Origin of the sequence: Novosphingobium sp. IK01 (assembly GCF_033242265.1) — a bacterium.
Classification (GTDB): Bacteria; Pseudomonadota; Alphaproteobacteria; order Sphingomonadales; family Sphingomonadaceae; genus Novosphingobium; species Novosphingobium pituita.
This window is the reverse complement of the sequence record NZ_BTFW01000001.1, coordinates 1,621,163-1,633,845: the sequence shown is the minus strand read 5'-3', so window position 1 is coordinate 1,633,845 and position 12,683 is coordinate 1,621,163. Positions and strand designations below refer to the sequence as shown.

The 12,683-nt window shown below is 65.5% G+C and carries 10 protein-coding genes; 8 read left to right on the top strand and 2 right to left on the bottom strand.

What is annotated here, in order from left to right:
* Positions 1-62: 62 nt before the first annotated feature.
* The 7 genes from rpsU (at position 63) to SBI20_RS07540 (ending at position 6,096) form a co-directional block, all read left to right on the top strand.
* On the top strand, positions 63-269 hold the full coding sequence (rpsU, locus tag SBI20_RS07570) for a 30S ribosomal protein S21 (RefSeq protein ID WP_011446475.1): 207 nt from the start codon (positions 63-65) through the stop codon (positions 267-269).
* Positions 270-490: 221 nt separating this feature from the next.
* Positions 491-1,069 (top strand): FKBP-type peptidyl-prolyl cis-trans isomerase, encoded by a 579-nt coding sequence (locus tag SBI20_RS07565; protein ID WP_317974479.1) that lies wholly within the window; start codon positions 491-493, stop codon positions 1,067-1,069.
* Between the two features lie 132 nt (positions 1,070-1,201).
* Entirely contained in the window at positions 1,202-1,504 is a 303-nt protein-coding gene (gatC, locus tag SBI20_RS07560) for an Asp-tRNA(Asn)/Glu-tRNA(Gln) amidotransferase subunit GatC (RefSeq protein ID WP_317974478.1), read from the top strand.
* Positions 1,505-1,583: 79 nt separating this feature from the next.
* The gene (gatA, locus tag SBI20_RS07555; RefSeq protein ID WP_317974477.1) at positions 1,584-3,068 is read left to right on the top strand and encodes an Asp-tRNA(Asn)/Glu-tRNA(Gln) amidotransferase subunit GatA; all 1,485 of its coding nucleotides are present in this window, start codon (positions 1,584-1,586) and stop codon (positions 3,066-3,068) included.
* 1 nt (position 3,069) lies between these two features.
* Positions 3,070-4,566 (top strand): Asp-tRNA(Asn)/Glu-tRNA(Gln) amidotransferase subunit GatB, encoded by a 1,497-nt coding sequence (gatB, locus tag SBI20_RS07550; RefSeq protein ID WP_317974476.1) that lies wholly within the window; start codon positions 3,070-3,072, stop codon positions 4,564-4,566.
* 112 nt (positions 4,567-4,678) lie between these two features.
* On the top strand, positions 4,679-5,260 hold the full coding sequence (locus tag SBI20_RS07545; protein ID WP_317974475.1) for a hypothetical protein: 582 nt from the start codon (positions 4,679-4,681) through the stop codon (positions 5,258-5,260).
* A complete protein-coding gene (locus tag SBI20_RS07540) occupies positions 5,257-6,096 on the top strand; it encodes a hypothetical protein (protein ID WP_317974474.1) in 840 nt (279 codons plus the stop codon). The genes SBI20_RS07545 and SBI20_RS07540 overlap by 4 nt, the downstream gene beginning before the upstream one ends.
* 73 nt (positions 6,097-6,169) lie before the next feature.
* On the opposite strand, the gene SBI20_RS07535 is transcribed toward SBI20_RS07540, so the two are convergent.
* Positions 6,170-6,754: a hypothetical protein gene (locus SBI20_RS07535; RefSeq protein ID WP_317974473.1), complete on the bottom strand. Its 585-nt coding sequence runs from the start codon at positions 6,752-6,754 to the stop codon at positions 6,170-6,172.
* Between the two features lie 148 nt (positions 6,755-6,902).
* Complete coding sequence (locus SBI20_RS07530) at positions 6,903-9,845, bottom strand: M16 family metallopeptidase (RefSeq protein WP_317974472.1); 2,943 nt, start codon at positions 9,843-9,845, stop codon at positions 6,903-6,905.
* 193 nt (positions 9,846-10,038) lie between these two features.
* Between SBI20_RS07530 and clpB the strand changes: the two genes are divergently transcribed.
* Positions 10,039-12,618, top strand: a complete 2,580-nt coding sequence (gene clpB / locus SBI20_RS07525; protein ID WP_317974471.1) for an ATP-dependent chaperone ClpB — start codon at positions 10,039-10,041, stop codon at positions 12,616-12,618.
* The last annotated feature ends 65 nt before the right edge of the window (positions 12,619-12,683 follow it).

The window sequence follows — 12,683 nt, the reverse complement described above, 5'->3', positions numbered from 1 at the left end:
ATCTGGTGACCCCCGCGCGGCTGCGGGCTCTCGCCCGAAGCTTTTTTGAGGTGTGTCGGTTTATGCAGATTCTCGTTCGCGACAACAATGTTGATCAGGCTCTTCGCGCTCTGAAGAAGAAGCTGCAGCGTGAAGGCGTGTACCGCGAAATGAAGCTGCGCCGTCACTTTGAAAAGCCGTCGGAAAAGCGCGCCCGCGAAAAGGCCGCTGCCGTGCGCCGCGCCCGCAAGCTGGAGCGCAAGCGCCAGGAACGCGACGGCGCGAAGTAAGGTGCTCTGCAGCGGGCCTGTTCCGCTGCATTGAGGACTTGCGATAGGCCCTTGGCTGGGCCAAGAGGGCGCCGTGAATCACGGCGCCCTTTTCGTTTGTTTTCGATTCCGGACGGTTCGAATCAGGCGAAGATCGACGCCGTAGGGCGCGCCTCGACGGGGGCTGGCCCATTGCAGGCCCATCAAGGGACAACCCAGAGGGAAACCCCCAGAGGATACCTATGTCGGAAATCACCCGCGTTCCGTTGCAGCCCGTCGCCAAGGGCTCGCTCGCCAAGGTCTGGCTGGGCGTGATTGTTGCCGTGCTGGTGGGCATTGCCCTGGCCTGGACGATGCGCCCGGTCCACTACAGCGAAGTGAAGGTCGTTGCCCTCAAGGACGGCAACGGCAAGTCGCCGACCACGGCTGACGTCGCCCTCGTCAACTATGTCGGTCGCCTCGCCAGCACGGGCAAGGAATTCGACCGTGGCGAAAACGCGGTCATGCCGATCCAGGGCGTGATCCCCGGCTTCTCGCAGGGGCTCCAGAAGATGAAGGTCGGCGGCAAGTACCGCCTCGAAATCCCCGCTGCGCTGGCCTATGGCAGCCAGGCGATGCCCGGCCGCAATGGCGAGATCGCCATTCCCGCCAACAGCGATCTCGTCTTCGAGGTCGAACTGCTCGATTTCCGCAGCGCCGCCGAACTCCAGAAGCAGCAGGCCGCCATGCAGGCCATGCAGCAGGAAATGCAGGCGCGCGGCGGAATGGGTGGCGCGATGGGCGGGGCTGTCCCCGGCTCGGCTCCGGTTCCGGCCAACTGATTCGCGGCAGATCGCAGCCGGGGCCGCCATTGCAGGCCCCGCCGCGCGATCCGACCTGCTTGAAGGACACCGCGTGCGATGGTAGCGCGCGGTGTTCCTGTTTGTATCGAACCCCCGCATGAAAGGGACGGCATGTCCGTGAATACCGCCGACGTGGCGAAGATCGCCAGTCTCGCCCGCCTCAAGGTTACCGAGGCCCAGCTTGAGGCCATGGTGCCCGAGCTTAACGGCATTCTGGCCTGGGTTGAGCAATTGGGCGAAGTGGACGTGACCGGGGTCAGCCCGATGACCGCGGTGATCCCCAACCACCTGCGCCTGCGCGACGACGTGGTGAACGCCGATCCGCTGACCGGCGGCGACATCCGCGATGCGGTGCTCGCCAATGCGCCGGTGGCCGAACACGGCTTCTTTGGCGTGCCCAAGGTGATCGAATAAGCGGGCCGTTTGGCCGCTTTCCTGACTTTCTCTGCATGGCGGGCGGGGCCTGCCATGCGCAAACGATCGGTCCGACCAGATGACTGACATTACCGAACTTGGCGTTGCCGCCATCCGCGACGGGGTGAGCACGGGCGCCTTTTCCGCCACCGAAGTGGCCAGCGCCTTCAACGCCGCCGTCGCTGGCGCGCAGGATGCGCTCAACGCCTTTATCGTCACCACGCCCGAAGCGGCGCTGGAAGCCGCAGCAAAGGTCGATGCCGACCGCGCCGCGGGCAAGCCGCTGGGCAAGATGGCCGGCGTGCCGATCGGCATGAAGGATCTGTTCGCCACCAAGGGCGTGCAGACGACCGCCGCCAGCCACATCCTCGAAGGTTTCGTGCCGCCTTATGAAAGCACGGTCTCGCAGAAGCTGTGGGATGCGGGCGCGGGCATGCTGGGCAAGCTCAACCTCGACCAGTTCGCGATGGGTTCGTCGAACGAATCGAGCGCCTTTGGCAAAGTGATCTCGCCCTGGCGCAAGGATGGCGACACCACGCCGCTGGCGCCCGGTGGCTCGTCGGGCGGCTCTTCGGCGGCGGTGGCCGCGCGGATCGCCCCGGCGGCGACCGGCACCGACACCGGCGGTTCGATCCGCCAGCCTGCCGCCTTCACCGGCATTTCGGGCATCAAGCCGACTTATGGCCGCTGCTCGCGCTGGGGCATCGTGGCCTTTGCCTCGTCGCTCGACCAGGCCGGGCCGATGGCGCGCGACGTGCGCGACTGTGCGATCATGCTCGAAACCATGGCCGGTTTCGATCCCAAGGATTCGACCAGCCTCGACCTGCCGGTCCCGGACTGGGAAGCGGGCCTGAGCGCGGACCTGCGCGGCAAGAAGGTGGGCATTCCGCGCGAATATCGTGTCGATGGCCTCGACGCCGACGTGGCGAAGAGCTGGGACCAGGGCATCGCCTGGCTCAAGGATGCGGGCGCGGACGTGGTCGACATCTCGCTGCCGCACACCAAATATGCGCTGGCGACTTACTACATCATCGCTCCGGCCGAGGCTTCGTCGAACCTCGCGCGCTATGACGGCGTGCGCTATGGCCTGCGCGAACTGCCCGAAGGCGCGAACCTTCAGGAGATGTATGCCGCCACCCGCGCCGCCGGTTTCGGCGACGAGGTCAAGCGCCGCATCATGATCGGCACCTATGTCCTCTCGGCAGGCTTCTACGACGCCTACTACACCCAGGCCCAGAAGGTCCGCGCGCTGATCTCGCAGGACTTCATGAAGGCCTTCGAGGAGGTGGACGTGATCCTCACCCCCACCGCGCCCACGGCGCCCTTCGCCCTCGGGCAGAAGAGCACCGACCCGGTGGAAATGTACCTGAACGACGTGTTCTCGGTTCCGGCCAGCCTTGCGGGCCTGCCGTGCATGTCGGTTCCCGCCGGGCTGTCTTCGGACGGTCTGCCGCTGGGCCTTCATGTGATCGGCCGCCCGCTCGACGAGCAGGGCGTGTTGAACGCGAGCCTCGCGCTGGAACAGCGCGCACAGTTTTCGGCCAAGCCGGGTAAGTGGTGGTAAGATGAGCAGCTATCGTATCCAGGGCGCCACGGGCGAATGGGAAGTGGTGATCGGGCTTGAGGTTCACGCCCAGGTCACCTCCAACGCCAAGCTTTTTTCCGGTTCGGCCACCGCCTTTGGTGCCGAGCCCAACACCCAGGTCAGCCTGATCGACGCGGCCATGCCCGGCATGTTGCCCGTGCCCAACCGCGAGTGCATCCGTCAGGCGGTGCGCACCGGCATGGCCATCGGCGCGCAGATCAACGCGTGGTCGCGGTTCGACCGCAAGAACTACTTCTATGCCGACTTGCCGCAGGGCTACCAGATCAGCCAGCTCTACCACCCGCTGGTGGGCGAAGGTTCGATCGAGATCGCGCTCGACGACAAGAACCCCGATGCGGGCACCAAGGTGATCGGCGTCGAGCGGATCCACGTCGAGCAGGACGCGGGCAAGCTGATGCACGACCAGCACCCGACGATGTCCTATGTCGACCTCAACCGCTCGGGCGTGGCGCTGATGGAAATCGTCAGCCGCCCGGACATGGCCTCGCCCGCCGAGGCCGGGGCTTACCTCACCAAGCTGCGCCAGATCCTGCGCTATGTCGGCTCGTGCGACGGCAACATGGATCAGGGCTCGATGCGCGCCGACGTCAACGTCTCGGTGCGCCGCGCGGGCGAGCCGCTGGGCACCCGCACCGAAACCAAGAACGTCAACTCGGTGCGCTTCGTGATGGCCGCCATCGAACACGAGGCGAGCCGTCAGGTCGACGTGCTCGAAGCGGGCGGCAAGATCGTGCAGGAAACCCGCCTGTTCGATCCGGGCACCGGCACGACCCGCTCGATGCGCAGCAAGGAAGACGCGCACGACTATCGCTACTTCCCCGATCCCGATCTGCTGCCGCTCGAACTCGACGAGGCCTTCCTCGCCGATTGCCGCGCCAGCCTGCCTGAACTGCCCGACGCCAAGCGTTCGCGCTACACCGAGGTTCTGGGGCTCTCGGCCTATAACGCGGGCGTGCTGACCGCCGATGTCGACACGGCGCGCTGGTTCGAAACCCTGATCGCGGCGAGCGCGGCCAAGCAGGGCAAGGATGAAGCGGCGGTGGCCAAGCAGGCTGCCAACTGGCTGACGAGCGAGCTGTTTGGCGCGCTCAACAAGCTGGGCAAGGGCCTCGAAGACAGCCCGGTGACCTGCGAAAGCGCCGCCGAACTTCTCGCCCTTGTCGGCGACGGCACGATCTCGGGCTCGATCGCCAAGCAGGTGCTCGAAAAGATGCTGGAAACCGGCGAGGGCGCTGCTGCCATCGTCGAGCGTGAAGGCCTCAAGCAGACGACCGACACCGGCGCCATCGAAGCGGCGGTCGACGCCGTGCTGGCTGCCAATGCCGACAAGGTCGAACAGTATCGCGGCGGCAAGGAAGCCCTGTTCGGCTTCTTCGTGGGCCAGACGATGAAGGCCATGGCCGGCAAGGGCAATCCGCAACTGGTCAACCAGGTGCTGAAGACCAAGCTGGGCTGACAGAACAGGAAACCGGTATTTGCCGCCAGACTGGAGGCAATGCCGGTTTCTTCTTGTAATGTTACAAAGTTTTGCGAAAAGTGTGCCCCTATTCTGACGAGGGGGACAGACTGTGAATCGCCAATTCTGGGCCAGCGCCGCGTCGCTGGCCTTTTTCGTGGCGCCTTGCGCCCAGGCTCAGGAGGCGTCGGTCTATGGCGCGCCCGATCCTGCCGGGCTGACGATGCCCAGGCTGGACTTCGTGCCCACGCCCGACGACGCGCTGAACTACGACAAGTATTTCTATTTCCACCGCGAAGACACCAGTTTCGTCCAGGCCTACGACGACATCCGCGAGTGTGACGCCCTGTCCAGCGGTTCGAATATCTATGCTGGCGGCGATAGCGCCACGATGATGGCGGCGACGGCGCCTTATGGTGTTTTGGCGGGCGGTGTGGGTGGGGCAATCGCCTCGGCGGCGGTCGATGCCATCTGGGGTTCGGCGCAGCGCCGCGCCCAGCGGCGCACGAGCATGCGCAACTGCATGGGGTTCAAGGCCTATCATCGCTATCCGTTGAACGACACCCTGTGGAAGGCCTTCAATTTCGAGGAAGGCTTCGGCCGCAAGAAGGAAGACGTGCGGCTCGAAGCGCTGGCGCTTCAGGCCCTGGTTGCATCCGGCCCCAAGCCGACGACAGAGGAGCTGGCCCAATGAACACGAAGCCAGTGAAGATGAAGCGATTGGCAGGCTTTTTGGGCCTGTGCCTTGCGATGACGGCTTCGGCGGCATGGTCGGCGCAGACCAGGCCCAATGACCTGATCACCGAATCTGCGGTGCTTTCGGGCAAGGTCACGCCCGACCCGGCCATGGGCTATATTTTCCTTCGCATGCCGCGGGGAATGACGATCACGCTGATGCGGGTGCCTGACGCTGAAACTGTTGCCGCATGGGAGCAGGACCGGCAGAAGGCGCTGGCCAAGGCGATCAAGAACTATCCCGGAGACATCAGCACATGGGAAGACGACGTCGCTCTCTTGAAGAAGGCGCGACCCAAGGACCCACTTCCGCCTCGCCCTGCCGAACCGACCCTTGAGGCGGTTGAAGTCTTGCCGCAGGAATTGCGCGACTTGCTCAATATTGGGATATTCAGGCGCTACGCCAAGGGAACTGCGTTCGACGAGCCGTTCCTGGTGGCGGTCAAGCCGGGCACCTATTTCTACGCTGGCACCAATACGACTTGCATGTGCATGGGGACGGTCGCGTTCGATGTCCTGCCCGGCAAGGTGACGAACCTGGGCGCCACGCTGTTGGATAAAACGCCATCGCCGAGCGTGGATATGACCGTGCCCGACAGCCTCAAGGCGTGGCCGGTTATGCCCGCTGAGCTTCATGCCCATGGCAAGTTCAACAACTACTTCCGGGTGATCGTCAACCGTATGCCCGCCATTCCCGGCGTGCTGTCCTATCGCCGTGACACGGTGATCGACGAGCGGACCGGGCAGGCCCTGCCCAACCCCAAGCTGGTCGCCGTGCAGAAGCCCAAGCTCTGATTTTCATACCGACCCGAATAGCAAAAAGCCCCCTGTCAATGCCGGACAGGGGGCCTTGCAGGGCCGGATTGGATCAGTGATCGGTGCTGGTGGATTGTGGGGCAGCTTCGGGTGCCGAGGCTGGAGTGCTGGCCGGAATCACACGCGGCGCTGCTTCCGGAACAGCCGCCACCGGGTTGGCCTGAGCGGCGAGGGCAGCCTTGATCTGGTCGTCGGTCAGCACATTGGGGGACATGCGATCAGGGGTGACTGATTTCCACATCTTGCTGCGGAATTCATTTTCCATGGCCATTTTCAGCTTTGGACGCCCAGCCAAAAAGCCCATGGCGATGTTGCATTCGGCGTATTGCGTTTCACCCGGCTTGAGGGTGACAAACAATTGGTCCTTGGCTTCTGACGACACGGTGAAGGTGTGGTCACCCGGTTCAACGACAGCCGCGAAGAAGCGCGCAGGGGGCAGCGAACTGATTTTTGCGTTGTCTTCATGAACAGCGCAGCTGATCATGGAGCCTTGGATGCCGCCCTTGCGGAAAAACACCATTTGCGCCTTGCCCGCAGGCGGGTTGGGCAGTGTAATCCGTTCTGCGGTTTCCGTGTTGGCAAGAGCGGGTGTGCTGGCCAGGATGCTTGCGGCCACCAGTGTGACAAGAGCTTTCATTGACAGTCTCCGATACACCGCCCTCAGCCGCCCCTCGTGTTGCCGTTGAGCGTGCAATAAAGCGAATAAATCGGCTTATTAACGCATTAAAATGGCCTCGCAAGATGTGTTGCGAGGCCATTTTGCCGCCAAAATGAAGCGAATTAAGTTACTTGCCCGTAACGGTCGTCACTTCGACCGGGAGGCCGAGCGTTTCGAGTTGCGGTTTGACCTTGGCGGCGTCGCCCACGACGACCCAGGTGAGTTTTGCCGGGTCGATGGCGGCGCGGGCGGCCTTGTCGAGGTCGGCGGCGGTCAGGGTGGGGTAGCGGATCGCGAGGCGGGTGTAATAGTCGTCGGGGCGCTGGAACTGGGCGTTCTTGACCAGCCCGCCGAGCACCGCCGCCGAGGTTTCGAAGGCGCCGGGCAGTTCGCGTGCGGCGCCCTGCGTGGCCCAGGCCAGTTCGTCGGGGGCGACGCCCTTGTCCTTGAGGAACGCGGCCAGATCGGTGCGCAGGGCGGCGATCGAGGGGCCGGTCTGGTCGGTCTGGACCGGGGCGACCACGCGGTAGATCACGCGGCCGACGCGCTCGCTCACCGCGCTGCCCACGCCATAGGACCAGCCCTTGGCCTCGCGCAGGTCCATGTTGAGGCGCGAGAGGAAGCTGCCGCCCAGAACCTCGTTGGCGCTGCGCAGCGGCACGAGATCGTCGCGCCCGGTGGCATCGAGCACCTCGCCGGCCATGATCATCGACTGGGGCGAGGCGGGGCGGTCGATCAGCAGGATGCGCGGGCGGGGTGCCGGAATGGCGGCGGCCAGCGACTTGACCGGGGCGGGGCTGGCCGGTTCGGCCCACGTGCCGAAGCTGCGTTCGAGCAGGGGCTTGAGCGCGGCGAGCGTGGTATCGCCGACCACGAAGATCGTCGCCTTGGACGGGCGCAGCCAGGCATCGTGGAATGTGGCGAGGTCGGCGCGGGTCAGCCGCTTGACCACCGCCGGGTCGCCCGTGCCGGTCGGCGGGGTGCCGTAGGGGTGCTTGTCGCCATAGAGTGCGGGATAGAGCACGCGCGTGGCCATGGCCGAGGGATCGCGCAGCTCGGCGTCGATGGCGGCCAGTTGCTGGGCGCGCACGCGCTCCAGATCGGCATCCTTGAGCGCGGGCTTGCGGATATAGTCGGAGAGCAGCGCGAGCGAGCCGGGCAGGTTGGGGACCATGGCGTCGAGCTGGAAGGCCGTGCTGTCGGGCAGGGCGGCGTTGGTGATGCTGGCGCCCAGACGCTCGCGGGCGCGGGCGAAGGCCACCGAATCGAGGCTGGTGGTGCCCTCGTCCATCATCTTGAGCAGCATGGCCTGGGTGCCCAGTGCCGAGCGCGGATCGGCGGCAAAGCCCGCATCGAAGGCAATCTGGACCGAAACGACCGGCACCGCCGCGCGGCGCGCGAAGATGACCCTGATCCCGTTGGACAGCGTGGCGCGCTCGACTTGCGGGAGCTTGAGCGCGGTGAGCGTGCCGATGGGGGGCAGTTCGCTGCGGTCGGGGCCCGTCTGGGTGGGGGCCGGGACGGGGGCGGCGGGAACGGGCGCGCTGACGGGCGCGGCGCCGGGCTTGTGCCAGTAGGCGGGGTGGGCGCTGCCCCCGGTTCCGGTATTGGCCGGATCGACGGCGAAACCGCCGCGCGCCTCGCCCCCGGCGGTGCGGGTGCCCGGCTCGACGGTGAGAGCGAAGACCGGGCGCGAGAGCCACTTCTTCAGTGCGGCCTGCACGTCTTGCGGGGTGAGCGCGGCCATCGCGGCCAGTTCCGTGCGATAATGGCCCGCATCGCCATTGTAGAGCAGCCCTTCGGCCAGCGTCGGCGCCTTGCCGCTGAAGCCACCGGTGGTTTCCAGCTTGCGGATCTCGTCGCTGGCGGTGACGGTCGCCGCGCGGGCGAGTTCGTCGGCGGTGGGGCCCTGTTCGATCAGGCGGGCGATCTGCGCATCGAGCGCGGCGCCGACCTTGGCCACGTCCTGACCGGGCTTCACGTCGGCCTGAACGATGAACTGGCCGCCCTGGGCGAAGATGTCGGCCTCCGCGCCTGCTGCCACGGCGAGCTGCTGGTCGCGCACGAGGCTGTCGTTCAGGCGCGAGCTGGACAGGCCGCCCAGAATCGCCGCGCCGATCTGCAAGGGCAGGTAGTCGGGATTGTCGAGGCCGGGGACCGCCCACATCCGGTAGACGCGCGGCGTGGCGATCTGGTCCTTGATCGTCTTGGTGACCGGGGCGGGCAGGGTGGGCACGGGCACGGCGACCGGCTGGACCTTGGGCCCGGCGGGAATGGCGCCGAACCACTTGGTCACCTTGGCCTTTGCCGTGGCAAGGTCGATATCGCCCGCCAGCACGAGAATGGCATTGTTGGGGCCATAGTGGTCGGTGAACCAGGCCTTCACGTCGGCCAGGCTCGCCCCGTCGAGGTCGGCCATCGAGCCGATCGTGCTGTGGTGATAGGGGTGGCCGACCGGATAGAGGTTTTCGAGCTGTTCGTACTGGACGATGCCGAAGGGTTCGTTGTCGCCCTGACGCTTCTCGTTCTGGACGACCGAGCGCTGGTTATCGAGGGTTTCCTGGGTGACGGCGCCCAGCAGGTAGCCCATGCGGTCGGATTCGAGCATCAGGAAACGGTCGAGCGCGGCGGTGGGGACCGTCTCGAAATAGTTGGTGCGGTCGAACCAGGTCGTGCCGTTGTAGTCGGTCGCGCCCGCATTTTGCAGCGGGGCGAAGAAATCGCCCTTGTTGTGTTCCGAGCCGTTGAACATCAGGTGCTCGAACAGGTGGGCAAAGCCGGTCTTGCCCTTGGGCTCGTTCTTGGAGCCGACCGCATACCAGACCGAGAGCGCCACCACGGGCGCCTTGCGGTCGGTGTGGACGAGGACGCGCAAGCCATTGGGCAGGGTGAAGGCCTCGTAGGGGATGTTCACCGATTTCACGAGGTCGGCCAAAGGCGCGGGAGCGGGTTCTGGCGTGGTGGTTGCGGCAGATGGGGTTGCGGCAAGCACCGTGGCCGGGGCCAGCCCGGCCAGCGACAGGGCCAAAATCGAGGCGGACATCAAGGTCGACAGGGGGCGCTGCTTCAAGAGGACATTCCTCGCATGGTTACATTCTGGTGTCTCTTGTCCATGGGCAAAACCCTCGTGTCAAAGCCCAACTGCGGGAGGAACTGGTTAAGGCTGCAACCAGTGGCCAATTTTTTGTCGCTTGTTTTGACATGACTCCTTGTGTTGCTCAAAAGCAACACTACTTTGGACCCGTCAGCACAGCGAGAGATCCATGAACCTCGAAAAATTCACCGATCGTGCCAAGGGCTTTTTGCAGGCAGCACAAACGCTTGCGATCCGCCTGAGCCACCAGCGCATTACCCCCGAACACGTCCTCAAGGCCCTTCTGGAAGATCAGGAAGGCATGGCCAGCGGGCTGATCCAGCGTGCCGGCGGCAACCCCGCCACGGCGCTCGCGCAGGTCGATCAGGCGCTGGGCAAGATCCCGGCGGTCTCGGGCTCGGGCGCGCAGGCTTCGCCGGGGCTCGACAACGACACCGTGCGCCTGCTCGACCAGGCCGAACAGATCGCCACCAAGAGCGGCGACAGCTTTGTGACTGTCGAGCGGCTGCTGCTCGCCCTGACGCTGGCGGGCACGACGCCTGCCGGGCAGGCGCTCAAGGCTGCCAACGTGACGCCGCAGGCGCTCGAAGCGGCGATTGCCGCGCTGCGCGGCGGGCGCAATGCCGACAGCGCGGGCGCGGAAAACGCCTATGACGCGATGAAGAAGTATGCCCGCGACCTGACCGAGGCGGCCCGCGAGGGCAAGCTCGATCCGGTCATCGGCCGCGACGAGGAAATCCGCCGCACCGTCCAGATCCTGGCCCGGCGCACCAAGAACAACCCCGCGCTGATCGGTGAACCGGGCGTGGGCAAGACCGCGATTGCCGAAGGCCTCGCGCTGCGCATCGCCAATGGCGACGTGCCCGACAGCCTCAAGCACCGCCGCCTGATGGCGCTCGACATGGGCGCGCTGATCGCGGGGGCGAAGTATCGCGGCGAGTTCGAGGAACGCCTCAAGGCCGTGCTCGACGAAGTGAAGGGCGCGGAAGGCGAGATCATCCTGTTCATCGACGAGATGCACACCCTGATCGGGGCGGGCAAGACCGATGGCGCGATGGATGCTTCCAACCTGCTCAAGCCTGCCCTTGCGCGCGGCGAGCTGCACTGCATCGGCGCGACCACGCTCGACGAATACCAGAAGTACGTGGAAAAGGACCCCGCGCTCCAGCGGCGGTTCCAGCCCGTCTTCGTGGGCGAGCCGACGGTCGAGGACACGATCTCGATCCTGCGCGGGATCAAGGACAAGTACGAGGTTCACCACGGCGTGCGCATCGCCGATGCCGCGATCGTGGCCGCCGCGACCCTGTCCAACCGCTACATCGCCGACCGCTTCCTGCCCGACAAGGCCATCGACCTCATGGACGAGGCCGCCAGCCGCATCCGCATGGAAGTGGAAAGCAAGCCCGAGGAGATCGAGAACCTCGACCGCCGGATCATCCAGCTCAAGATCGAGGAAATGGCGCTTGCCAAGGAAACCGACGCGGCCAGCCGCGACCGGCTCACCGCCTTGCGCGAGGAACTGGCCAACCTCGAACAGCAGTCGGCCGAACTGACCACCCGCTGGCAGAACGAGCGTGACAAGATCGCCGCCGAAGGCAAGATCAAGGAACAGCTCGACGCCGCGCGCGTGGAACTGGAACAGGCCCAGCGCATGGGTGATCTCGGCAAGGCCGGGGAGCTGGCCTATGGCCGCATCCCCGATCTGGAACGCCAGTTGGCCGAGGCCCATGGCGCCAGCCAGAACGCCCTGCTGCGCGAGGAAGTGACCGCCGAGGACATCGCCGCCGTCGTCAGCCGCTGGACCGGTGTTCCGGTCGACCGGATGATGGAGGGCGAACGCGAAAAGCTGCTGCACATGGAAGATGTGCTGGGCAAGCGCGTGATCGGGCAGAAGGACGCGGTGGTCGCGGTCTCCAAGGCGGTGCGCCGTGCGCGCGCGGGCCTTCAGGACCCCAACCGTCCGCTGGGGAGCTTCCTGTTCCTCGGGCCGACGGGCGTGGGCAAGACCGAACTGACCAAGGCGCTGGCCGGTTTCCTGTTCGACGACGACAATGCGATGGTCCGCATCGACATGTCCGAGTTCATGGAAAAGCACGCGGTCAGCCGTCTGATCGGGGCTCCTCCGGGTTATGTCGGCTATGACGAAGGTGGCGTGCTGACCGAAGCGGTGCGGCGCCGGCCCTATCAGGTCGTGCTGTTCGACGAAGTGGAAAAGGCGCATCAGGACGTGTTCAACGTGCTGTTGCAGGTGCTCGACGATGGCCGTCTGACCGACGGTCAGGGCCGGGTGGTCGATTTCACCAACACGCTGATCATCCTCACCTCGAACCTGGGCAGCCAGTATCTGGCCAACCTGCCCGAGGGCGAGGACGTGGCGAGCGTCGAGCCGCAGGTGATGGACGTGGTGCGCGGGCATTTCCGGCCCGAGTTTCTCAACCGTCTGGACGAGATCATCCTGTTCCACCGTCTGGGCCAGGAGCACATGGCGCCGATCGTCGACATTCAGGTGGCGCGCGTGGCCAGGCTGCTCAAGGATCGCAAGATCACGATCGACCTGACCGAGGCGGCCAAGCGCTGGCTGGGCCGGGTGGGCTACGATCCGGTCTATGGCGCAAGGCCGCTCAAGCGGGCGGTCCAGCGCTACCTGCAAGACCCGCTGGCCGAGAAGCTGTTGGCCGGGGAGGTGCCCGATGGGAGTACGGTAACCATCGACGAGGGCGAAGGCGCACTGGTCTTCCAGATCGCCTGATCCCCGTCTGGCACTTTCTTGCCCGACGCGAGGCCCCGGAGATGATCCGGGGCCTCGTTTGTTTT